Origin of the sequence: Vibrio sp. Scap24, from assembly GCF_013394185.1 — a bacterium.
GTDB classification, from domain to species: Bacteria; Pseudomonadota; Gammaproteobacteria; order Enterobacterales; family Vibrionaceae; genus Vibrio; species Vibrio pomeroyi.
This window is the reverse complement of the sequence record NZ_CP041332.1, coordinates 2588715-2611395: the sequence shown is the minus strand read 5'-3', so window position 1 is coordinate 2611395 and position 22681 is coordinate 2588715. Positions and strand designations below refer to the sequence as shown.

Annotated in this window: 21 protein-coding genes; 7 read left to right on the top strand and 14 right to left on the bottom strand. The window is 44.1% G+C overall.

What is annotated here, in order from left to right:
• Positions 1–23: 23 nt before the first annotated feature.
• From FLM53_RS11535 to FLM53_RS11525, 3 genes are all read right to left on the bottom strand, one after another.
• Entirely contained in the window at positions 24–1385 is a 1362-nt protein-coding gene (locus FLM53_RS11535; protein ID WP_176681872.1) for a sodium-dependent transporter, read from the bottom strand.
• Between the two features lie 276 nt (positions 1386–1661).
• A complete protein-coding gene (locus tag FLM53_RS11530; RefSeq protein WP_176681873.1) occupies positions 1662–2438 on the bottom strand; it encodes a YggN family protein in 777 nt (258 codons plus the stop codon).
• A gap of 88 nt (positions 2439–2526) precedes the next feature.
• Positions 2527–3000 (bottom strand): GreA/GreB family elongation factor, encoded by a 474-nt coding sequence (locus FLM53_RS11525; RefSeq protein WP_176681874.1) that lies wholly within the window; start codon positions 2998–3000, stop codon positions 2527–2529.
• 145 nt (positions 3001–3145) lie between these two features.
• On the opposite strand from FLM53_RS11525, the gene FLM53_RS11520 reads away from it, so the two are divergent.
• Positions 3146–5080 carry an ATP-dependent DNA helicase RecQ gene (locus FLM53_RS11520; RefSeq protein WP_176681875.1) on the top strand — a complete coding sequence of 645 codons (1935 nt, stop codon included), beginning with the start codon at positions 3146–3148 and terminating at the stop codon, positions 5078–5080.
• Between the two features lie 64 nt (positions 5081–5144).
• On the opposite strand, the gene dinB is transcribed toward FLM53_RS11520, so the two are convergent.
• Positions 5145–6221, bottom strand: coding sequence for a DNA polymerase IV (dinB, locus tag FLM53_RS11515; protein WP_176681876.1), 1077 nt, complete (start codon positions 6219–6221; stop codon positions 5145–5147).
• A gap of 162 nt (positions 6222–6383) precedes the next feature.
• Between dinB and FLM53_RS11510 the strand changes: the two genes are divergently transcribed.
• Positions 6384–7625 carry a diguanylate cyclase gene (locus tag FLM53_RS11510; protein WP_176681877.1) on the top strand — a complete coding sequence of 414 codons (1242 nt, stop codon included), beginning with the start codon at positions 6384–6386 and terminating at the stop codon, positions 7623–7625.
• A 135-nt stretch (positions 7626–7760) separates the two neighbouring features.
• Here the strand turns inward: FLM53_RS11510 and nqrM are convergent, their stop codons facing one another.
• The 9 genes from nqrM to bolA all read right to left on the bottom strand — a co-directional run bounded on the left by nqrM (position 7761) and on the right by bolA (position 15880).
• A complete protein-coding gene (nqrM, locus tag FLM53_RS11505; protein ID WP_004737624.1) occupies positions 7761–8015 on the bottom strand; it encodes a (Na+)-NQR maturation NqrM in 255 nt (84 codons plus the stop codon).
• 16 nt (positions 8016–8031) lie between these two features.
• The gene (locus tag FLM53_RS11500; protein WP_176681878.1) at positions 8032–9036 is read right to left on the bottom strand and encodes an FAD:protein FMN transferase; all 1005 of its coding nucleotides are present in this window, start codon (positions 9034–9036) and stop codon (positions 8032–8034) included.
• A 174-nt stretch (positions 9037–9210) separates the two neighbouring features.
• Positions 9211–10437, bottom strand: a complete 1227-nt coding sequence (gene nqrF, locus FLM53_RS11495) for an NADH:ubiquinone reductase (Na(+)-transporting) subunit F (protein WP_017631923.1) — start codon at positions 10435–10437, stop codon at positions 9211–9213.
• A gap of 29 nt (positions 10438–10466) precedes the next feature.
• A complete protein-coding gene (nqrE, locus tag FLM53_RS11490; RefSeq protein ID WP_009848375.1) occupies positions 10467–11063 on the bottom strand; it encodes an NADH:ubiquinone reductase (Na(+)-transporting) subunit E in 597 nt (198 codons plus the stop codon).
• A gap of 7 nt (positions 11064–11070) precedes the next feature.
• Complete coding sequence (locus FLM53_RS11485; protein ID WP_008223083.1) at positions 11071–11703, bottom strand: NADH:ubiquinone reductase (Na(+)-transporting) subunit D; 633 nt, start codon at positions 11701–11703, stop codon at positions 11071–11073.
• A complete protein-coding gene (locus tag FLM53_RS11480; protein ID WP_176681879.1) occupies positions 11703–12470 on the bottom strand; it encodes a Na(+)-translocating NADH-quinone reductase subunit C in 768 nt (255 codons plus the stop codon). Before FLM53_RS11480 ends, FLM53_RS11485 begins: the two co-directional genes overlap by 1 nt.
• Positions 12460–13704 (bottom strand): NADH:ubiquinone reductase (Na(+)-transporting) subunit B, encoded by a 1245-nt coding sequence (locus tag FLM53_RS11475; protein WP_123306317.1) that lies wholly within the window; start codon positions 13702–13704, stop codon positions 12460–12462. The genes FLM53_RS11480 and FLM53_RS11475 overlap by 11 nt, the downstream gene beginning before the upstream one ends.
• A gap of 5 nt (positions 13705–13709) precedes the next feature.
• Positions 13710–15050 carry a Na(+)-translocating NADH-quinone reductase subunit A gene (locus FLM53_RS11470; protein ID WP_128644399.1) on the bottom strand — a complete coding sequence of 447 codons (1341 nt, stop codon included), beginning with the start codon at positions 15048–15050 and terminating at the stop codon, positions 13710–13712.
• A gap of 521 nt (positions 15051–15571) precedes the next feature.
• Complete coding sequence (gene bolA, locus FLM53_RS11465) at positions 15572–15880, bottom strand: transcriptional regulator BolA (RefSeq protein ID WP_017064186.1); 309 nt, start codon at positions 15878–15880, stop codon at positions 15572–15574.
• Between the two features lie 174 nt (positions 15881–16054).
• Here bolA and FLM53_RS11460 point away from each other — a divergent pair, with 174 nt between their 5' ends.
• The 4 genes from FLM53_RS11460 to FLM53_RS11445 all read left to right on the top strand — a co-directional run bounded on the left by FLM53_RS11460 (position 16055) and on the right by FLM53_RS11445 (position 19802).
• Complete coding sequence (locus FLM53_RS11460; protein ID WP_176681880.1) at positions 16055–17206, top strand: methyltransferase; 1152 nt, start codon at positions 16055–16057, stop codon at positions 17204–17206.
• A gap of 66 nt (positions 17207–17272) precedes the next feature.
• On the top strand, positions 17273–17842 hold the full coding sequence (locus FLM53_RS11455; RefSeq protein WP_017631927.1) for a YajG family lipoprotein: 570 nt from the start codon (positions 17273–17275) through the stop codon (positions 17840–17842).
• Positions 17842–18390 (top strand): peptidylprolyl isomerase, encoded by a 549-nt coding sequence (locus FLM53_RS11450; RefSeq protein ID WP_176681881.1) that lies wholly within the window; start codon positions 17842–17844, stop codon positions 18388–18390. Before FLM53_RS11455 ends, FLM53_RS11450 begins: the two co-directional genes overlap by 1 nt.
• Before the next feature lie 53 nt (positions 18391–18443).
• Positions 18444–19802: an MFS transporter gene (locus tag FLM53_RS11445; protein WP_048657901.1), complete on the top strand. Its 1359-nt coding sequence runs from the start codon at positions 18444–18446 to the stop codon at positions 19800–19802.
• Positions 19803–19880: 78 nt separating this feature from the next.
• On the opposite strand, the gene FLM53_RS11440 is transcribed toward FLM53_RS11445, so the two are convergent.
• Positions 19881–21227 carry a DUF4397 domain-containing protein gene (locus FLM53_RS11440; RefSeq protein ID WP_176681882.1) on the bottom strand — a complete coding sequence of 449 codons (1347 nt, stop codon included), beginning with the start codon at positions 21225–21227 and terminating at the stop codon, positions 19881–19883.
• Positions 21228–21815: 588 nt separating this feature from the next.
• On the opposite strand from FLM53_RS11440, the gene FLM53_RS11435 reads away from it, so the two are divergent.
• Positions 21816–22631, top strand: a complete 816-nt coding sequence (locus FLM53_RS11435; protein WP_137001984.1) for an outer membrane protein OmpK — start codon at positions 21816–21818, stop codon at positions 22629–22631.
• Positions 22632–22681: the final 50 nt, after the last annotated feature.

Genomic DNA, 22681 nt, shown 5'->3' with positions numbered 1-22681 from the left:
GACGAGTGAACAATTATGGTCAATTAACCGAAAGAAGCCCAGATTACCGTTGCGACTAAGATTGGGCACACAAACTTCACATACATCGGCCAAACCTTACCAAACCAGCCAAGCTGAAAATCAGGGCAACCTTGCTCAAGCTCTTTCACTTTTGAAGCTCGACTCCACACCCAGCCACCAAACAGACAGAACATCAATGCAGCAATCGGTTGAAGGTATTGAGTGGCTATCATCGCCACCATGCCAAACATTGCAGCAAAATTGTAAACAATCACCACACTAAATAGCGCAATAGCACCACCAATCACCCAACTTGTTGGCGTTCGTCTAGTATTGAAGCGCTCACTCACTAGCGCTACTGGACCTTCTAACATTGAGATAGAAGATGTCAGCGCAGCAATTGTTAGCAGTAAGAAGAAAACAATCGCAAAGATCTGGCCAAGCACACCTAAGCTATCAAACATTAAAGGTAGAACCGTGAACACTAGCGTGTCAGAGCTTAACAGCGAGCCATCTTCTGCGTAGATTTGAACGCCTTTTTGCATCGCAACAAACATCGCAGGCATAACCACTAAGCCCGCAATAAAGGCAACAGCAGTATCAACCAAGGTTACGTTCATCGCCATTTTTGGCAGGTTCTCTTTCTTACTTAAGTAAGAGCCATAAACCAGCATTGAACAACCACCAATGGTTAGCGAGAAGAAGCCTTGTCCCATAGCAGCTAGAATCAGCTTTCTATCCCACACTTTCTCAAAGTCTGGCACTAGGTAATGTTTTAGTCCTTCCATCGCGCCTGATTGCGTCATGATGTAGACAAACAATAGGCCGAACAACACAAACAGTGCCGGCATTAAACGCGTCGACCACTTCTCGATACCTTGCTTAACACCGCCCTGCACAATCAAAATCGTCAGTACGTAGAACGCAACTGTACCAAAGACATTACGCTCAACGCTGAAGCCTTTAAACCAATCCGCAATCGCCTCTAGGCCAATAAGATCAGCAACAGCGCCGATTAGGAAGCAGATCAACCAACCGCCGACAATGCTATAAAATGCTAATACTGCGCTTGGAACACTGAGGCCAATCCAACCAACAAATTCACCGACTTTCTTGCCTAGCGGGTTAGCCGTTAATGAACGCATACTATCGACTGGGTTCGCTTGACCATGACGACCAATCGCCATCTCAACCACCAGCATAGGGAAAGCAACCACGAAGATCATGATTAGGTAAACAAGCAGAAAAGCACCACCGCCATTGCTTGCAACTTGAGTTGGGAAACCCCAAATATTACCCAAGCCAACCGCTGCACCAGCCGCTGCTAAAATAAAACCCAAACGAGAACTAAATAGCTCTCTTGAAGAGGAAGATTGTTGGTCCATATTGCCCGCATAAAAATCAGTGAACTAGTTGAGAAGTACAGTAATCAAAAGCAATGATAGACACAACCAATAAATGAACAATTCTCTAATTTTTACAATCAATACGCTATTTAGAACCACAAAATTAACAACAACCCAGTTCGATAGTTTTCCATCTATAGACACCAAAGTATTATCAACAGAGTCCGACCACAAAATTGATACTTATCATTGAGTGAACAATACAAACAAAAAGAGCACCAACTGGTGCCCTTGCTATTCATCACTAGACTCGAATTAAATCGTGAATACTTGGTAATCTTTCAGGTTCGGAATGATTTCATGCAGTTCTTGCTCTTGTTCTGCCATCTCATCAAGCGAATCACAGAACTCGGTGCCTTCTTCTTGCATTTGCTGAGCATGTTCTTTCATTCGCTCTTCAACTTTAAGCTTGAGATCCGCCATGCTATCAGCCAATTCAGTCAGGTTTAGCCCGCCCTCTTGCTTCATCTTTTCAGACATCGCATTGAAAGCACTCGAGATAAACTCTTGGTTAAAGATCTCTTTAGCCTTCTCGAAATCTTCAGACCAGCTATTTGCCATCGAGTCGAAACTGTCTGCTGGCAGTACTAGCTCGCCATCTTTGTAGTAACGCGCCTCAAGTTCAGCAAAATACGTCTTCATTGACTCTTTTACGTTATCAAACGACTCAGGCGAATCTAGGCTAGCAGCAATATCATCAATAACGTCATTGGCTAATGCTAAACTCTCGTTAGCCATTTGCTTTGCGCGAGGTAAATACTCACTCATGCTGTCACGATACTTCTCTATCGCAGCTTGTTGGTCAGCATCGAGCTCAACTTTCTCGCCATGGATATAGAGGTCATTGTTTTCATCGAAGACCGCAGTATCACCATTCAACTGATGGATTTCGACTTTTTGGTCATCGATTCGTAATTCATTCTTCAAATCAACTCGACACTGCGCTGCAAACGTTGGCAGACTCACAACAGCAATAACCGCTGTTAGTGATGCAATTAATAAATTATTTTTCATAAATACATTGCTTTTCATAACATCCTCTCATCAATCTGACAAATTACTATACCTTGGGTTTATGCTTCTTTGTCAGAGAAACGTTTTATATCTATTAGTCCGTTAGTTAGTCGATAGATATAACTTCGTAGCAAAACTGTTTATCAGCAACCTTAAACTCAATCTCATCGCCAACTTCTTTACCCATTAGAGCCTGACCAAACGGCGCGTTCGAGGTCACGATAGCAACTTCATGATCATTCCACATAACAGAGAGTCCACCAACTCTCGGCCCCATAAAAAAGTGTTTATATTGGTCATGCTCGTCAATCACAACCACATAACTGCTCACCGTAATTTTTTCACTGTCTCGCAATACAAGGTTTCGATAGCACTGAATATCATCTTCACACTCTTGCACTCTCACCGCCTGTCCATGGGCAAGATACGAGGCTTCTAGAGCTAAGGTGTCGTACTTGTGCTCTGGCACTGTCTCTTCATCGGTTGCGGCGTCAATGGCACGCTGAGTAGCGGACTGTGCGATACGTAATCGGGTTTCGAGTTGCTCAATGATTATTTGTCGAAGCTCAGACTTATTCATACTATTGGGGTGCTTTTCTATAGGAGCTACAGAATAGAATTAGGTACAATCAGGTGCAAGACATTTGATTCAACAAGCGACGCTATCATGAATAGACGCCCGCTTTAGCATCAATACGACACTTATTAAATCAGGTAGAACATAAATGATTGAGCAGAAGCTAAAACAAGTATTCGGATTCGATTCACTGCGAAACGGGCAAAAGCAAGTCATTGATAATGTTCTATCTGGTCATTCGACAGCCGCGATATTCCCGACGGGATCAGGCAAGTCACTTTGCTACCAATTGCCCGCGTTAGAGCTTCCTCATTTAACCTTGGTGATATCGCCGCTGTTAGCCTTGATGAAAGACCAGCTCAGCTTCTTACACAGTAAAGGCATCAGCGCGGCTGCCATCGAATCAAGCCAAGACAGACAAACCACACAACAGGTTATGCAGTCCGTACGCAACGGTGACACAAAAATCCTAATGATCTCGGTTGAGCGCCTGAAGAACGAACGCTTTCGTCAGTTTATCTCCCAAGTACCTATCTCGTTACTTGTGGTCGATGAGGCGCACTGCATCTCGGAATGGGGTCACAACTTCAGACCAGACTACCTAAAACTTCCTCAATACCAAAAACAACTGAATATTCCTCAAGTGCTATTGCTCACGGCAACCGCGACAACCTCTGTTATCCAAGATATGAAGTCTAAGTTTGATATCGATGAAGAACGCGTTGTGGTTACTGGCTTCTATCGTCAGAACCTAGACCTTTCAATTCAACCTTGCGAACAAGCCAGCAAACTAGAAACCTTGTGTAATGTTGTTAACCAAGCTTCTCTCGCTCCGACTATTGTGTATGTCACTCTTCAACAAACAGCAGAAATGGTCGCTCAACAACTTCGTAATGCTGGCGTAAATGCCGTGGCTTATCATGCCGGCCTTAAGCCAGAAAACAGAGATGCCATCCAACATCAATTCATGAGTGATGACGTCAACTGTATCGTCGCAACCATTGCATTTGGTATGGGTGTGGACAAGTCGAATATTCGCCGAGTAATTCACTTTGACTTACCCAAATCGATAGAGAACTACTCGCAAGAGATAGGTAGAGCAGGACGAGACGGACAAGCTTCTGAGTGTATCTTGCTCGCGAACAAACACGGCTTGAGCACACTAGAGAACTTTGTATTTGGCGATACGCCAGACAACATATCAATCCAGGCTGTATTAAAAGAGATCTACGAAAACCAAAGCACTAATGCTTCAGGTTCGAATCAATGGGAGATCATGCTTAATCAGCTATCGCGTGAATCCAACATTCGTCAGCTGCCGCTTAAAACACTGCTGGTTTACCTCGAAATTGAAGGAGTGATTGAGCCAAAGTACAGCTACTTCGCGGATTACAAATTTAAGTTCATTCGCCCTAAGCAGCAGATCTGCGAACAGTTCCAAGGCGAACGTCGTAATTTCGTAGAAGCGATTTTCCAATGTTCACCACAAGCAAGAGTCTGGTGCCAAGTCGACTTCGAGGCGCTATGGACTCACTTCCAAGCAGATCGCCAGCGTGTGATTGCCGCTATTGATTACTTCAATGAACAGGGTTGGATCGAGCTAGAAAGCAAACAGATCACGGATGTCTACGCGATTCACAATACCTCTGAAGATATGATGCAATTATCTGAACGATTAACTAAGTTGTTTAAGGCAAAAGAGAACAGTGAAATCAATCGTCTTAATCAGATGCTGAGCTTCTTTGAAGCCGATACCTGTCTAAGCTCACGCCTTGCAAGTTACTTTGCCGATGATAAAGCGCCAACCAAGTGTGGTCACTGTTCTGTATGTCGCGGTCAAGTTGCAACCTTGCCAACCGTTGATGTTGATCCTATTGATGATGAAACGGTAATGACATGGATCCATGAGTTCATTTCAGCAAGCCAACAATTGATTACCGACGAAGCGATTACTCGTTTTCTATGTGGAATCGCCACCCCACTTTCAACCAAGCTTAAAGCCAGCAAAATGGTCGGCTACGGTAAGTTAGAGCAACAACCATTCAGTGATACCTTAGCGCGAGTAAAACAGCTTCCTAGGTAATTTTGAGCTATAAAAAACCGACTAGGCTTTGAGGCTTAGTCGGTATTCATCTAACTCATTGTCTTTAAAAGAAGCTCAACTGACGCATCTGATCTTTAGGTTGTAGCATCACACTTAGGCCAAGCAGGCGAATTTCTCGTCCTTGTTGCCTTTTCAGTATTTCACTCAAGAGCTCTTTGAAATGTTCGCGATCGAGTGAAGCATGTATGTGTTCAATAGTGGTTTGCTGAAAGTCAGCGAACTTGAGTTTTATCCCCTGCTTTATGATCGCTTTACTTGGGCTAGCCTTTTCTAAGCGAGTTTCGAGCTCAGGAAAGAGCTTGTCTTCTATCACCTGCCAACACTCAGCATAGGTCGATATGTTTTGAGTGAAGGTTCGCTCTACGCCTACCGACTTTCTTTCACGCTCAATGATCACTTCTCGGTCATCAATGCCGTGGCTGCGCTTCCAAAGTGACGCACCTTGGCGGCCAAACTTGAGCAGCAGGTCGCGATAGTCAGATTCTTTAATATCTTTACAGGTAAAGAAGCCCGCTTGATGCAGCTTTTCAATACTCACCTTGCCAACGCCCGGGATCTTTTCGAGGGGTAATTCATCGATCACCGCTTGCACGTCTTGAGGAGGAATAACAAATTGACCATTGGGCTTATTCATATCCGAGGCGACTTTCGCCAAGAACTTTATCGGAGCAATACCGGCAGACGCTGTTAGATTGAGTTCATTCCAGATATCACGACGAATCGATTCCGCAATGAGAGTCGCCGAACCATGACATTGCTTTGAATCAGTCACATCAAGAAACGCTTCATCCAAAGAAAGCGGCTCAATCACTGAGGTATATCGAGAAAAGATTTCGCGGATCTTCTTAGATATCTCGACATAGACTGACATTCTTCCCGGCACAACCAACAAATTAGGGCAAAGTTGCAGCGCTTTACCAGTAGGCATAGCAGAGCGAACACCAAACTTACGCGCCTCGTAGTTGCACGTGCTCAACACGCCGCGCTGTTTTTCATGCCCACCCACTGCGAGCGGTCGATTTCGGTAAGACGGGTTGTCTCGCATTTCTACAGCTGCGTAAAAACAATCCATATCGACATGGATTATTTTTCTGACTTTCTCTTGGTCCGAACTGCACATTTGGAAATAACTCAACCTTACAACTGTATCTATGAACAGTATAATCAATTATTCTCAGATTTAAAATGATCTGGAGTCCAGCTCAACAGGTTTCACTTCATTCGCCGCCCACTATTCTGATAGTATTGTTAGGAGTATTTAGTCTATAAGTAGGGATAGCTTTTGAGTGAAAAAATACTAGTGGTAGAGGATAGTCGCGCATTCAGAAACTATCTTTACCAGCAATTTAAGAACGATGGCTATGAAGTTGCGCTGGCGGAATCTGTAGAAGAAGCCAAAGCGATATTAGAGCAAGAAACGGATTTCTTGTGTGCAGTCCTCGACTACTGTTTACCTGACGGCCAAGATGGCGAGATCATTGATCTGGTACTCGGTTACCAGCAAAAGATCATCGTGCTAACCGGCATGTTCAACAATACACTTCGAGAGCAAGTGCTTGCCAAAGGTGTGCTTGATTACATCCTCAAAGACAGCATGTCATCAGTCAGCTACTTGCTTCCTCTGGTTAATCGAATCTCCAATAATCGTCACCATAAAGCGCTGGTCGTTGATGATTCTGCTGTGGTTCGCCGATATGTCGTCCAACTTCTCGAACATCAATACATTCAAACAGTTCAAGCGGAAGACGGTGAGCAAGCGCTAACGCTTCTTCAGAACGATCCTGATATCACTTTTGTTGTGACCGACCATGATATGCCGAATAAAGATGGCATTTCGATGACCCGCGATATTCGAGTTCATCACGACCGTAATCAACTCGCGATTCTTGGACTGTCTGGTAGCGATGATCGCACCATGACAGCACGCTTCCTCAAAGCTGGCGCTAACGACTTCCTATATAAACCTTTCAACCAAGAAGAGTTTTTCTGCCGCATCCACCAATTATTGGATATGAAAGAAGCCACTAATGAACTATTTCGTCATGCCAATGAAGATGCCCTCACCGGGTTATGGAACCGTCGTTACCTGTTCAATCAAACGTGTAAGGGGTGTGAGCAGCGCAGTATCGCCATGATGGATATCGACTTCTTCAAGAAAGTGAACGACACCTACGGTCACGATGGTGGTGATGCTGTACTGGTGGAAGTCGGCAAGATCATCAAAGACCACTTTAAAGATGATGTTGCGGTTCGTTTCGGTGGTGAAGAGTTTTGTATTCAATCATGCGGTCCATTTGAGGACTTTGTCGAAACCTTAGAGTCGATGCGAGTGGCGATACAAAACCAAGACGTCGTGCATGATTCACAGCTTATCAAAGTCACTATGAGTATCGGCGTCACTGACTTGGTTGGTAGCTTAGATGAACAAATCAAAGCCGCTGACGAGCTGCTTTATACCGCAAAAGAGCAAGGCCGAAACCAGTTAGTATGTGCTCGTAATAATCTTCAACTCGCTAACGAGTAGCTCCAATACTCGAGGAATTTAATACAGAAAATTGTGTAGCACTAAGAAAGCGTAGAAACGAAAAGAGCCCAAGGCGTTAACCTTGGGCTCTTTGCTTTTTAGAGAGCTGAATTAGCCCCTAGTCAGAATCGCCAGTTAAGCGATACGATCTTTGTTCCAAGCCGCTTCTTTTTGCTGACGCTCCGCAAGCTTCTCTTCGCGGTATGCTTCGCGTGCTTCACGTTTTTTACGTGCATCACAAGGTTCTGGGCAGTTACATACTTTATCAATGCCAACTGCACCCAAGCCACCACAGCTGCCTTTCACAACTTTCTTTTGGATAATGTAGCCAATCGACATTGCTGTGATCACTGCTAGAAAAACACCAAATGTAATCAGAAATGTATTCATAATTATCTCGCTTACCTTATTTACCTAAGTATGGCTTAAATGCTTCAGAAGCAATCTCTTTAAAGCCATCTGCTGTTTTTACCACCATGAACACAGGGATGTTATGTTGGTTTGCGACTTCCATTCCTCTCTCCTCACCTAAGACCATAAGGCCAGTAGATAAGCCGTCCGCAGTCATTGAGGACGGGTTTAAAACAGTCACAGAAACCACTTTATGATGAAGAGGCTTTCCTGTTTCTGGGTTGATGATGTGTGAGTAACGAACACCATCACGTTCAAAATAGTTACGGTAATCACCCGACGTTGCGATTGCCATATCACCAGGCTCGATGATCTCTTGAATGTTGCGTTCATCGACACTTGGCTTCTCGATAGCAATACGCCAGCCCACACTTTCACGGTTTAGGCCTTTCAGACGGATTTCACCACCAACTTCAACCATGTAGTTATGAATACCGATTGAATCAAGATAGTCAGCTACCACGTCAACACCCCAACCTTTTGCGATGGTTGAAAGGTCGACATACAGGTTCGGTAAATCTTTAGTCAGCTTATTGCCTTCAACACTTAGGTGGTGAATGCCCACTTTTGCTTTACGAGCTGCCAGTTCTTCATCTGTTGGCACCACTTCAGGACGCGCTTCAGGACCAAAACCCCAAAGGTTAACGAGTGGACCAACCGTCACATCCAATGCACCTTCAGTAAGACCGTTCAAACGAATCGCTTCTTTCACAACAGTCGCAGTTTGTTCCGATACTTCGAAAGCATCCGCGCCTTTGTGTTGGTTAAAGCGGCTGAGTTCAGAGTCTTCACGGTAGGTCGACATCTGGTCGTTCACTTCTTCAAGTAGACGATCGATCTCGGTATGAACTTTATTAGACTCAGGAAATTCATCACCGTTGATGTATTTAATATTGTAACTAGTACCCATAGTTGGGCCACTTAAATGCACTTGCTCTCTTGGCTGTTCACAGCCCGCAAGAAAAATCAAAGAAGTTAATGCAACAAGCCAAATTCTCACTTGCTTACTCCTGTCTAATGTTGAGGATTTATATAAGGAAAAATAAGAGTAAAAAATAGGTCTTTTGAATACCTTACTCTTTCTTATATAAGTCAGTATGTTGTCAAAATCAGTCTTAGAAAAACAAATGGCTGACTCGCAGGAGTCAGCCATAATATCAATCACTTAAGTGGATTAACCACCGAAGTCATCTAGTAGGATGTTTTCATCTTCTACACCAAGATCTTTCAGCATGCCGATAACAGCAGCATTCATCATTGGTGGACCACACATGTAGTACTCACAGTCTTCAGGAGCTTCGTGATCCTTCAGGTAGTTTTCGTACAATACGTTGTGGATGAAACCAGTGTAACCGTCCCAGTTGTCCTCAGGTTGAGGATCAGACAGTGCACAGTGCCACACGAAGTTTTCGTTTGCAGCCGCTAGGCCGTCGAAGTCTTCAATGTAGAACATCTCACGCTTAGAACGCGCACCGTACCAGTAAGACATCTTACGAGTAGAGTTAAGACGCTTAAGTTGGTCGAAGATATGTGAACGCATTGGCGCCATACCTGCACCACCACCGATGAATACCATTTCATTGTCTGTGTCTTTAGCAAAGAACTCACCAAATGGACCAGAAATAGTACATTTGTCGCCTTCTTTAAGAGACCAGATGTATGAAGACATCACACCAGGAGCTACGTCAGGGTTGTTTGGCGGCGGAGTTGCGATACGCACGTTAAGCTTGATGATGCCTTTCTCTTCTGGGTATGAAGCCATAGAGTAAGCACGGATCGAATGCTCTTTAACGATAGACTCGTAACGGAACAAGTTGAACTTATCCCAGTCACCACGGTATTCCTCAGGAATATCGTAATCTGCGTATTTCACGTGATGTGGTTCAGCTTCAATCTGAATGTAACCACCCGCGCGGAACGGAACTTCTTCGCCTTCAGGGATTGCTAGTGCAAGTTCTTTGATGAAAGTAGCTTCGTTGTTATTCGAGATAACAGTACATTCCCACTTTTTAACACCAAAGATATCTTCGTCTAGTTCAATCTCCATGTCAGTTTTCATAGCAACTTGACATGCAAGACGTTCGCCTTCGCGAGCTTCGCCTTTTGTGATGTGGTCAAGTTCAGTTGGAAGGATGTCGCCACCACCAGACTTAACTTTTACACGACACTGACCACAAGAGCCACCGCCACCACAAGCAGAAGATACGAAGATACCAGCGCCAGCTAAGGCACCAAGTAGCTTGCTACCAGGTTGAGTAACGATCGCCTTTTCAGGGTCGCCGTTTACAGCAATAGTGATGTCACCTGATGGTACCAGCTTAGACTTAGCGAAAAGAATCACTAGTACTAGAGCCAATACAATAATGGTAAACATCGCTACGCCAAGAATAATGCTTTGCATTTGTTATTCCTTATTACTGGGTGCTTACCCTACAGTTGAACACCAGAGAAAGACATAAAGCCTAACGCCATCAGACCAACAGTAATGAACGTGATACCAAGGCCACGTAGACCTGGAGGAACGTCAGAGTACTTCATCTTCTCACGGATACCCGCAAGAGCAACGATAGCTAACATCCAACCCACACCAGAACCGAAGCCGTAAACAACAGATTCAGCAAAGTTGTAGTCACGAGTTACCATGAAAGATACACCACCAAAGATTGCACAGTTAACTGTGATCAGTGGAAGGAAGATACCTAGTGCGTTGTACAAAGGTGGGAAGAAACGGTCTAGAACCATCTCTAGGATTTGTACAAGTGCCGCGATAACACCGATGAATGCGATGAAGTTAAGGAAACTTAAATCGACACCTTCAACAAGCGCGTTTTCTTTTAGGATGTGCGTGTAAACAAGGTTGTTTACAGGAACAGCAATTGTAAGTACTACAACTACCGCAACACCAAGACCAAAAGAAGTTTTAACTTTCTTAGATACCGCTAGGAATGTACACATACCTAGGAAGAAAGAAAGCGCCATGTTTTCGATGAAAATCGATTTAACTAGCAGACTAATATAATGTTCCATGACTACCTTACCCCTTCGCTTCTACTTGTTCTGGTTTGAACACACGAATTGCCCAAATCAAGAAACCAATTAGGAAGAACGCAGAAGGTGCTAGAAGCATCAAGCCGTTTGGCTGATACCAACCACCGTTGCTCACTAGAGGTAGTACTTCCATACCAAATAGTTTGCCAGAGCCTAGAAGCTCACGGAAGAAACCAACAGTGATAAGAACGAAACCGTAACCAAGACCGTTACCAAGACCATCGATTAGAGATGGGATTGGCGCAGACTTCATTGCGAATGCTTCAGCACGACCCATTACAATACAGTTAGTAATGATTAGGCCTACGAATACAGATAGCTGCTTAGAGATATCGTATAGGTATGCTTTTAGCACTTGGTCTACCACGATTACTAGTGATGCGATAATTGCCATCTGAACGATGATACGCACACTGTTAGGAATGTGGTTACGGATCAAAGAAACGAAGAAGTTAGACAGAGCAGTAACAAACATTACCGCGATAGTCATAACAAATGCTGTTTCTAGCTTAGTGGTTACCGCAAGAGCAGAACACACACCAAGAACCTGTAGCGCGATTGGGTTGTTGTCCAACACCGGCGCTAAGATGCTCTTTTTAATTTCTTTTGCACTAGACATTAGTTCAGACCTCCGTCACGAACTTTTGCTAGGAACGGACCAAAGCCCATATCACCTAACCAGAAGTCAAATGTATGTTGAACACCAACGCTAGTCAGTGTTGCACCAGAAAGGCCATCTACACCGTGCTCAGAACCTTGAGGAGCGCCACCTTTAACAACCTGAATAGCAGGTTTGTGGTTTTCGTCGAATAATTTCTTACCAACGAATTGAGCGCGCCAAGTTGGGTTCTCAACCTCACCACCAAGTCCAGGAGTTTCACCTTGCTCGTAGTAAGTGATACCAGAAACTGTGTTGCCATCAGTTTCTACCGCAACGAATGCGTACATCATTGACCATAGGCCGTTACCGTGAACAGGGATGATAACTTTAGAAGTTTCAGCGCCATCTTTCACAAGGTATACAGTACCTGTGTTAGCACGACGAAGGATCTTAGCAATGTCTTCTTCAGCTGAAAGCTTGATTGACTGAGCTGGATCTTTTGCCGCTTTACGTTGGTCGTATGCAGCAGCATCGCCGTCAACGAAATCGCCAGTAGCGAAATCAACTAGACGAGGTTCGATGTTCTCTGCGTACAACGCTGGAATATCACCTGCAAGGTCAATGCCCGCAACTTCAAGGATCTTAGTTTGCTGATCCAGAACTGCGTTAGCTTGTTGCTTAGGTTTAAGAACAACTGCAGCTGTTGAAACGATGATTGAGCACACTAGGCTCAATGCGATAACAACAAACAGCGTCTTTTTAATGCTATCGTTATTACTTGCCATAGCGCGCTAGTCTCCGCTTAATGTTCTTCTCGATTACAACGTGGTCAAACAGAGGAGCAAATAGGTTTGCGAATAGAATCGCAAGCATCATGCCTTCTGGGTATGCAGGGTTAACTACACGGATCATTACACACATTGCGCCGATTAGGATGCCGTACCACCACTTACCATTGTTGGTAAATGAAGCTGATACTGGGTCAGTCGCCATGAAGAACATACCGAATGCGAAGCCACCTAGAACTAGGTGCCAGTGCCAAGGCATGCTGAACATTGCGTTAGTATCAGAACCGATCACGTTAAACAGCGTAGACACAGCAATCATACCGATCATTACACCAGCAATGATGCGCCATGAAGCGATACGCATGTAAACGATCATCGCTGCACCAATCATAAGTGCTAGAGTCGATACTTCACCGATAGAACCTGGGATGTTACCAATGAATGCGTCCATCCAAGTGATTGCTTCACCAGATGTCACGTTCATTAGTGCACTACCGCCGCCTTGAGCCCATTGGCTAAGAGCCGTTGCACCAGAGAAACCGTCTGCAGCAGTCCAAACTACGTCACCTGAAATCTGTGCAGGGTATGCAAAGAATAGGAACGCACGGCCAGCAAGTGCAGGGTTCAGGAAGTTACGACCCGTACCACCGAAGATCTCTTTCGCTACAACAACACCGAAGGTAATACCTAGTGCTGCTTGCCATAGAGGAAGTGTTGGCGGAACGATAAGCGCGAATAAGATAGAAGTAACAAAGAAACCTTCGTTTACTTCGTGCTTACGCACCATACAGAACAGAACTTCCCAGAAGCCACCAACGATGAATACCGTTGCGTAGATAGGTAGGAAGTATGTCGCACCAAGTAGCATCTTACTGCCAACACCAGCATCGGCTCCTAAGGAGGCGCCAAGCATTTCGGTTAGCCAGTAGTGCCAGTTACCATCGATAACAGATGCTAGTTCAGCGCCTGCGTACATATGGTTAAGTGCTGCGATAGCTTGGCCACCCGCGTTGTACATACCCCAGAACATTGCTGGGAATACCGCGAACCAAACCATGATCATGATACGTTTTAAATCAACGCTATCACGAACGTGCGAGCTTTTCTTTGTAATAAGACCTGGCGTGTAGAACACTGTCGCTGCTGCTTCGTAAAGCGCAAACCACTTCTCGTGTTTACCACCTGGCTCAAAATGATGCTCGATGTCTTCAAGAAACTTTTTAAGGCCCATGAAAATTACCCTTCCTTCTCAATCGTATCTAGGCATTCACGAAGTAGTTGACCGTACTCGTACTTACCTGGACATACAAAGGTACACAATGCTACATCTTCTTCGTCTAGCTCTAGCGCACCTAGTGCTTGAGCACTATCAACGTCGCCAGCACATAGATCACGAAGCAGCAATGTAGGTTCCATATCTAGAGGCATTACGCGCTCGTAGTTACCGATTGGAACCATTGAGCGGTCACTACCGTTTGTAGTCGTTGTCATGTTGAACAACTGACCTTTAAACAGGTGACCAAGGAATGAACGAGTAACAGAGAACTTGTTCTTACCAGGCATAGCCCAGCCGAATAGCTCTTTATCACGACCTTCACGTAGAACAGAAACTTGCTGATGGTAACGACCAAGGAAAGCATGTGGACCTGTTGCTTCAGTACCCGTAAGTACAGAACCAGAAATCACACGAACTTCGCCTGGCATTAACTCGCTGTCAGTCAACTCTTCAAGGCTAGCACCAATTTGAGTACGAACTAGACGTGGGTTGTTTACCACTGGACCAGCCAGAGAAACAACACGCTCAGAGTAAATCTCACCAGTAAGGAAAAGCTTACCGAATGCGATAACATCTTGGTAGTTAATGCTCCACGCTACATTTTGTGCATTTACCGGGTATAGGTAATGCATATGCGTGCCGGCAAGACCTGCAGGGTGTGGGCCATCAAAAACATGTTCTTCAACGTTAGACTGAGCTGAACGAGGTAAGCTAGTACCTTTTTTACAAACGTACACTTTACCGTTAGTCAGAGTTGAAAGAAGATCTAAACCAGCAACGAAAGCATCAGACTGCTCGTTAATGATTAATTCTGGCTCAGCTGCTAGTGGATTAGTATCCATAGCAGTAACGAAAATAGCCTGAGTTTCAGAATCAACTGCTGGAACCTTGCTGAACGGACGAGTTCGCAAAGCGGTCCATGCGCCAGACTCAACTAACTGAGTTTTAACCGTTTCACGGTCAAGACCTGCTAGTTGGTTAGCTTCATAGCTATTGAACGTGATTTGCTCATTGCCTGCTACTTCAATCACTACTGATTGAAGAACACGCTTAGCACCACGGTTCACTTCAATAACTTTACCGCTTGCTGGAGAAGTAAATACAACACCTGGGTTCTTTTTATCTGCAAAAAGAACTTGGCCTTTCTTCACTTCATCACCAACGCGAGCATGCATCGTAGGACGCATACCAACGTACTCTTCGCCAAGCAAGGCGACTTTAGTGATGGACTTACCATCATTAATCACCTGGGATGGAGTTCCTGCGATAGGAAGATCCAAACCCTTCTTTATTGTAATCATACGCACTTGCACTACTTTATCGGGAAAAAGATTCTTTTAATTGCGTAAATTCAGGACGTTTTAAAATCGCCCTTAGACACGACATTACAGTGTCCGGTTTTGGTAAATTTGAGATACCAAAATCGCAACATTATCTTAATAAACTCATCACACAAAACATGTGAGATTTATCAGGTGCCGTATTCTAGCATTTTTTGACAACTTGATGCCATGACCAATAACTTGAATACCGCCTTTATTTGGTGAGATTTGAAGCATATGGACTCTCAAATATGTATAAATTTGACGAGCCGCACAGATAAAATGGCTTTTGAAACGTGTTTTAAACAAGAGATTAATACTCTGTCACAAACTAATATTTTACGAGTTATGTTGAAACACTGTTAATAAAAACATTACTCATTGTAGGTATTTTTAGCCGTTCAAATTGCCATCAGTTTGAGTGATATAACAACGAAAAACACATAGGTTTGGCGACAAAAAAGGCGGCATCGCCGCCTTTTCTCAATATGCTCGTTGTGTTACTTGCCACCACCCATACACATAGGGCTGTCTGGCACATTATCGAGCTGCTTCATCCATTCATCTTTTGTATAAGTGTGAATGGACAGTGCGTGAATATTATTCGCTAACTCTTCTGAAAGTGCTTTATTTACCGCTCGATGACGAGCAATAAGACGTAAACCTTCAAACACATCACTGACAACAATCACTTTAAAATGACTCTCAGAACCGGCCGGAACATTGTGCATATAGCTCTCATTGACCACGTTTAAATGACTTGGTGAAAACTCATTGTGCAATTTTGTTTCGATAACTTCTTGGATCATTGTGATTCCTTAATAACGTATTGGCATTATCCGTGGGGTGAGTATAAACCCTAAGCGGTCGACTGTCTGAGTATTTGATAGCGAATGGCATAGGTTTGCTTGAGTTTTTTCTATCTTGTTCAGCCTGCATTTGAGACAATATCCTTGTTATTCCTTACATAAGTATCTCAAGCAATGAAAACCGAACTTACCCTTCACGATAGAACTTTGACCTTACATCGTTTCCCTAAACGTTCAAATGAAACCCTTCAAGCTTGGGATGCGGGCGACGAATACCTGATCAGTCATGTTGAAGAGATGGACCTTGAACCCGGCAAACACATTCTGATCATGAACGACAGCTTTGGTGCCCTATCCGCTTGGTTCTCAAAAGATCATGATGTCACCATGATGAGCGACTCATTTATTTCTCATCGCGGTGCGCTAAAAAACTTACAGCGTAATCAATGTAATCGAGTCAACTTTTTAAACACCATGGATGATATCCCACACGGTATCGACCTTGTGATCATGCAACTACCAAAGACCAACCGCCACCTTGTATGGCAGTTAAGTCAGTTACGCCAAGCACTGCCTGAAGGCTGCCAAGTGATCGGTGTCAACAAAGTAAAAGAGATCCACACCTCTACACTTAACCTTTTCGAGAAGTACCTAGGCGAGACCAAAACCTCGCTAGCGAAGAAAAAGCACCGCTTGGTTTTCTCTTCTCCAAATTGCCAACCGATTCAAACCGTTGAGCCGTTTGTTGAGTGGGATGTAGACGGTGAAGATATCCGTTTGAAAAATTTACCGAATGTTTACTCAGGCGAAGCACTCGATCAAGGCGCTCGCTATATGCTAGAGCACATCCCTCAAGATCCTGAGCTGCGTCATATCATCGACCTAGGCTGTGGCAACGGTGTATTGAGTGTAAAAGCTGGGCAATTGAACCCACAAGCTCGTATCACTTGTGTGGATGAAAGCTTTATGGCAGTGGAATCAGCACGCCAAAACGTCAAGGATAACCTTGGTGAAGAAGGTAACTTCCAGTTCATCACCAACAACTGTTTAGATGGCTTCAAGAAAAACAGCACCTACTTAGTGATGTGTAATCCTCCATTCCATCAGCAACAAGCGATTACGGATCACATTGCGTGGCAAATGTTCTGTGATGCAAAGCATGTTCTAAGCAATGGAGGCAAATTAATTGTTATTGGCAACCGACACCTCGGATACGATGTCAAACTAGCAAGACTATTTGGTGAAGCTAACGTTGAAACGCTTGAACTAAACCAAAAATTTGAGATATTACAAGCAACAAGAGAACCTGCGAATTTTAATAAATAAGCAGAAACGACTTCACAAGAATTTAAGATACCGAGCTTCTGGTGTGAATTTAGAAAGGATAAAGGAATGAAAAAACTGATTTTGGCTGCTTCTATTATGGCTTTGACAGCATGTTCAGCCCCTCAGCAAGAACAGATCAATGTAATGCCAGAAGCTTCACTAAGCTCAAGCAACCTAGTACAAGGCAAAACATACACACTAACAAGTAAAGATGTTCGTGCCGCTCAATACGTTGCACTGGTTGATAGTGGCCGTTCAAATATTCAGCCAATTCACGCTAAGCAGAACATGCGTATTTCTCTAGAGAACGCTGTAGCACAACAGTTAGAGTCTCAAGGTTACCGTGCAAGCGTAAACAGCGAAAACTCGATTGTTTTAGAGATTCAAGAGGCGCTTGTTACCGTAGAACACACCATTATGGAAAACCAAATGGACGGTAAGGTAACGCTTGAAGTAACGGCTGAGACACCGGAAGGTAAGCTCGTTAAAACATTCAATGGTACTGCAACTCGCACAGGTGCATTAAGCGCTTCAAATGATGATATCGCGATGGTGCTTAACGATGTAATCAACTTGGTATTGAAAGAGATTGCCAATGACCAAGAACTACAAACTTACATGAAGGAACGTTTCTAATGGGTCGCATTTTATCTTCTATTGCACTAATGCTGGTGAGCGTGAGCGTTTGGGCTGGTCCTAAAGTGAACGTAGAAACAACATTAGGCAACTTCACTATTGAGCTTAACCAAGAGCAAGCACCAGTGAGTGCTGAGAACTTTCTAAAGTACGTTGCTGACGGCAGCTACGAAGGTACTATCTTCCACCGTGTTATTCCTGGTTTCATGGCACAAGGTGGCGGTTTCGATCAAGACATGAATCAACAAGCGACTTATGCTCCTATCAAGAATGAAGGCAGCAATGGCTTGAAGAACGATACAGCAACAATCGCGATGGCTCGTACTAATGCACCAGATTCTGCGACTCGCCAGTTCTTCATTAACTTCTCTGATAATGATTTCTTGAACGCAAAAGGCGGTAACCCAGGTTACGCAGTATTCGGCAAAGTAACTGAAGGTTTTGATGTTGTTCAAAAGATGGCAACGATTCCAACCAAGCGAATGGGCCGCATGTCAGACATCCCAGTCGACCCAATCGTCATCACTAAAGTGACCCTTCTTAAGTAATCCAATGTAACGCCCTTATTTCTTAAGGGCGTTTTTCTATACAAGGACGCCCCATGTCATCAGGCACTCCCTCTCTTTCTTGGATGCAGACTTTCCGCAGCTACCTTGATAAACGCCTACTTTGGGTGTTTATGCTCGGTTGTTCGAGCGGCTTCCCATGGGTTCTTATTGGATCCAACATGTCTGGTTGGCTAAAAGATGCAGGTTTAACGCGAGCAGCCATTGGCTATTTTGGTAGTGTGTTTGCCGTCTATGCGATTAACTTTTTATGGGCACCATTGGTAGACCGAGTAAAACTGCCGGTTCTTCACGCCATACTCGGCCAGCGCCGCAGTTGGATCTTTTTCTGCCAAACCATTGTTTTAATCGGCACCTTATTCATCGCAGGCGTCAATCCCGCAGAGAATTTGGCGTTTACCTCAATGTTGGCGCTCGCTATTGCCATTGCCTCAGCCACGCAAGATATCGCGATTGATGCATTTCGTATTGATACCTTCCCAAAATCCGAAGCATCAAAACTGCCGCAAGCTTCTGCAATGGCGGTAATTGGTTGGTGGACAGGGTATTCTCTACCAGGCTACCTTGCCTTTATTAATGCAGACTCCATCGGTTGGAATGGCGTGTATTACGGAATGGCAGGTGTCGTTGTTGTATTAATGCTGTTTACTCTTTTTGTCGGAGAGCCAAATACACAACGCGAAGCCCTACAAGAGCAAGCACAACAGCGCCACAATAAAGTGGTCGGCTCAAAGCTTGTCGCTTGGTTCAGTGTAACGGTAATTGAACCATTTTATGATTTCTTCAAAAGAAACGGCGTTCAAGTTGCCATTACTCTATTGCTGTTTGTGTTCCTATTTAAGATAGGTGAAGCCTTCCTAGGTCGCATGTCGATTACCTTCTATAAAGAGATAGGTTTCAGTAACGAGCAGATCGGTCATTACTCCAAGTTAATTGGCTGGGGAGCAACCATATTCTTCACTTTGGTAGGCAGTGTCTTCAATGTGAAATTCGGTATTGTACGCGGGCTGATGATCGGCGGTGTGGCAATGGCGGCAAGTAATCTAATGTTTGCGTGGATCGCTCAGACTGGCCCGAGTGAAACCTTGTTCTTGGCAACCATCATTGTCGACAACTTCACAACTGCCTTTTCTACCGTTGCGTTTGTCTCTTTCCTAACGTTATTAACAGGCCAAGCTTTTTCGGCAACACAATATGCCTTACTCGCATCCTTAGGTAACTTCGGTCGCACCACACTGGCTTCCTTCAGCGGTGAGTTGGTTGATTACCTCAATGACTGGTCAACCTTCTTTATACTTACTGCTCTCATGGTGATACCAAGTTTGATCATGCTCTATTCGTTACGCCACTTTTTCACAGATTTACTAGAAAAAGCGAAAACCAACCACGAATAAGAGAAAAAGAAGACAGAATAGAAAGAGGGTAGCATCACGCTACCCTCTTTTACTTTGTCACTAATGATTTAGTAAACGCTAGTCTGTTGTATCACTCACAATAAGGTTGAAGCCTGTGCCAGCCGAATCGTCAATCGCCACAACTTGATACACCACGCCATCAGCTAATATCGCCTGTGCTGAATTAACCGCTATTGTTGATGGGTCACCTGCAACGGTAATCGTTACATAATAGGTTCCCGCTGCAACATAAATACCATTCACATAATCTTTAAATTTCACATCACTCAGCGCAGGAGTGCTGCCAGCAATACCCGTATTCTCGGTCAAGTAAATATCAACCGAAGCCGCAATTGGATTAGCCGCAGCATGGGTAATATTCAATACTGCACTGGTCGCAACCGGGCGACGGTTTTCTGGAACAACCAAAGCTTCCAGATTCAGTGGACTCACGGTCCCCACCGCATAGATGCTGTAATCCATACCAGCAAATACAGCGACACCATCTGCATCAATCAGTGCATTAGTTGTAGTACCATCTGCAAAGATATCAATATCGTAGCTTCCGACAGCCAAATCGATGAATCCTCGGATTTCCTTGAACATCAAATCGGCTAAAGGCGCAAAAGCCGAACCATTTACAAATGGGTCTACATCCGGAGCACCATCAACTAAATGTCCTACTCTGACTTCTGCCGTTTCTGCCATATCGTAGATTAAAGATGAGCCCGAACCATCCATTACCATCAATTTAACAGGTGAAGCACTATTAGAATCTGCTCTCGGTACGGCTGCAATGGTTAACTCACTACCAGCTGAGAGTGTGATCTCTCCTGAATCAAACGCAATAGCACTACCGCTGACTGTTTCAAGTCTCACACGATATTGACCAGCAGGAATATTAAGCACATCGGTAAAATCTTTATAAGCCAACGTCCCCAACGGTGCACCCAATGGATCGCTAGGACCTGTGACATACAAGTTTACATCGCCGACTCCTGTAGCAGCGTGAACCACTTGCACATCTAAACTAGAACTGGTTGCCGTGCCCACAGCAGGACGAGTAACAACTAAAGCTTCTACAGGGTTGTTGGAACCATCAGCATCGCCCACCACCATCACAGTATAATCGAGGTCTTGGCTCAGGTTAAATTGGCTTTGAGGTATGACGGTTGCGACAGCCTCTCCGGGAAGTTGAACATCAACTTGCACTGAAGTCTGCCCTTCTGTCACTGAAGCGTACCCAGACGCTTGAGCATAATCGACACCAGTCCATCGAGCCTGACTGTTGACGATAACATTAGCCAAAGGAGCATCGGGTGATGCATGAACAGCTTGAAGTTGTGTGGTAGGTTCATCGTCATCATCACACCCGACAATGAACAGCGCTGATATTGCTACCGCTAGTAATGGTGAATATTTCATCGGTCTTCTCTCCAAAAAGTTAGACCAGTTCGTCACACAAAAGATAAGCTCAGTAAAAAATCTTCAAATACTCTCTCTCAGTATTTAGTGCAGTGAACTGTCTCAATAATATCTGTGATGGGAAAAGTAATAAGGCTCACATTCCAAATTACTTATCACATGAGTTGTTCATCAATTGATTCCACCACCATTACGGAGTTGGTTAAAAATAGATCAAAGAGAGGATCTAACTGAGGAGAGATTTAGTCGTTTTCTGGGGATAAACTACATAGAAAAGAATACTGTTGATTTTGATATGCATATCACTCTATTTAGTATAATCGTTTGCTTAGAGCAGCAATTCACCAATTTATCTACAAAATAATCAGATTTCACAAAATCAATAGAACTCAGGGTGCATCAAGATGCATTGCCACCTTAAAGTTCCATCATTTAGATCGTTAGTGTGATCAACCTCACTATAATAATTGCAATTTTCACTCCGTCTCACTTTTATTTGAGAACAAAATCGCTATGATGCTCGGCATTCGGACATATAAACACGCACGGATTAGCGGGTTACTTATTTCAAACATAGAGAGTTCCATTATGCGTAAATCACTTTTAACTCTTGGCCTACTTGCAGCAACTTCTGCTCCAGTAATGGCAGCAGATTATTCTGACGGCGACATCCACAAAAACGATTACAAGTGGATGCAGTTCAACATCATGGGTGCAATCAACGAGAAAGGTCCTTACGAATCTACTCATGATTACCTAGAGATGGAATTTGGTGGTCGCTCTGGAATCTTCGACCTTTACGGCTATGTTGATGTATTTAACCTAACATCAGACTCAAGCAGCGACAAAGCAGACAAAGATGGCAAAATCTTCATGAAGTTTGCTCCTCGTATGTCTCTTGACGGCCTAACTGGTAAAGATCTTTCTTTCGGTCCAGTTGAAGAGCTATACCTTTCAACTCTTTTCGAGTGGGATGGTAACAACGGTGGTGTTAACACTCAGAAAGTTGGTCTAGGTTCTGACGTAATGGTTCCATGGTTCGGTAAAATGGGTCTAAACCTTTACGGTACATACGATTCAGGTGTTAAAGATTGGAACGGTTTCCAAATCTCGACTAACTGGTTCAAACCTTTCTACTTCTTCGAGAACGGTTCATTCATCTCTTACCAAGGTTACATTGATTACCAATTCGGCATGAAAGATGAATACGCTCAAGTAAGCAACGGCGGCGCAATGTTCAACGGTATCTACTGGCACTCAGATCGTTTCGCAGTTGGTTACGGCCTGAAACTATACAGCGATGTATACGGCTTTAAAGATGGCGCAGACCTACCATGGGATGCTTCTTCACAAGCTGACTCTTCTGGCGTAGGTCACTACGTTGCAGTAACTTACAAGTTCTAATCGAACTTCTAAGAAAAGTTTCCTAAATGGCACCCTCGGGTGCCATTTTT

What these genes read in the sequence shown, in the direction of transcription:
- FLM53_RS11535 (WP_176681872.1), bottom strand. Translation starts at nt 1,385, where the DNA reads ATGGACCAACAATCTTCCTCTTCAAGAGAGCTATTTAGTTCTCGTTTG.
- FLM53_RS11530 (WP_176681873.1), bottom strand. Translation starts at nt 2,438, where the DNA reads ATGAAAAGCAATGTATTTATGAAAAATAATTTATTAATTGCATCACTA.
- FLM53_RS11525 (WP_176681874.1), bottom strand. Translation starts at nt 3,000, where the DNA reads ATGAATAAGTCTGAGCTTCGACAAATAATCATTGAGCAACTCGAAACC.
- FLM53_RS11520 (WP_176681875.1), top strand. Translation starts at nt 3,146, where the DNA reads ATGATTGAGCAGAAGCTAAAACAAGTATTCGGATTCGATTCACTGCGA.
- dinB (WP_176681876.1), bottom strand. Translation starts at nt 6,221, where the DNA reads ATGTGCAGTTCGGACCAAGAGAAAGTCAGAAAAATAATCCATGTCGAT.
- nqrM (WP_004737624.1), bottom strand. Translation starts at nt 8,015, where the DNA reads ATGAATACATTTCTGATTACATTTGGTGTTTTTCTAGCAGTGATCACA.
- nqrF (WP_017631923.1), bottom strand. Translation starts at nt 10,437, where the DNA reads ATGCAAAGCATTATTCTTGGCGTAGCGATGTTTACCATTATTGTATTG.
- nqrE (WP_009848375.1), bottom strand. Translation starts at nt 11,063, where the DNA reads ATGGAACATTATATTAGTCTGCTAGTTAAATCGATTTTCATCGAAAAC.
- FLM53_RS11485 (WP_008223083.1), bottom strand. Translation starts at nt 11,703, where the DNA reads ATGTCTAGTGCAAAAGAAATTAAAAAGAGCATCTTAGCGCCGGTGTTG.
- FLM53_RS11480 (WP_176681879.1), bottom strand. Translation starts at nt 12,470, where the DNA reads ATGGCAAGTAATAACGATAGCATTAAAAAGACGCTGTTTGTTGTTATC.
- FLM53_RS11475 (WP_123306317.1), bottom strand. Translation starts at nt 13,704, where the DNA reads ATGGGCCTTAAAAAGTTTCTTGAAGACATCGAGCATCATTTTGAGCCA.
- FLM53_RS11470 (WP_128644399.1), bottom strand. Translation starts at nt 15,050, where the DNA reads ATGATTACAATAAAGAAGGGTTTGGATCTTCCTATCGCAGGAACTCCA.
- bolA (WP_017064186.1), bottom strand. Translation starts at nt 15,880, where the DNA reads ATGATCCAAGAAGTTATCGAAACAAAATTGCACAATGAGTTTTCACCA.
- FLM53_RS11460 (WP_176681880.1), top strand. Translation starts at nt 16,055, where the DNA reads ATGAAAACCGAACTTACCCTTCACGATAGAACTTTGACCTTACATCGT.
- FLM53_RS11455 (WP_017631927.1), top strand. Translation starts at nt 17,273, where the DNA reads ATGAAAAAACTGATTTTGGCTGCTTCTATTATGGCTTTGACAGCATGT.
- FLM53_RS11450 (WP_176681881.1), top strand. Translation starts at nt 17,842, where the DNA reads ATGGGTCGCATTTTATCTTCTATTGCACTAATGCTGGTGAGCGTGAGC.
- FLM53_RS11445 (WP_048657901.1), top strand. Translation starts at nt 18,444, where the DNA reads ATGTCATCAGGCACTCCCTCTCTTTCTTGGATGCAGACTTTCCGCAGC.
- FLM53_RS11440 (WP_176681882.1), bottom strand. Translation starts at nt 21,227, where the DNA reads ATGAAATATTCACCATTACTAGCGGTAGCAATATCAGCGCTGTTCATT.
- FLM53_RS11435 (WP_137001984.1), top strand. Translation starts at nt 21,816, where the DNA reads ATGCGTAAATCACTTTTAACTCTTGGCCTACTTGCAGCAACTTCTGCT.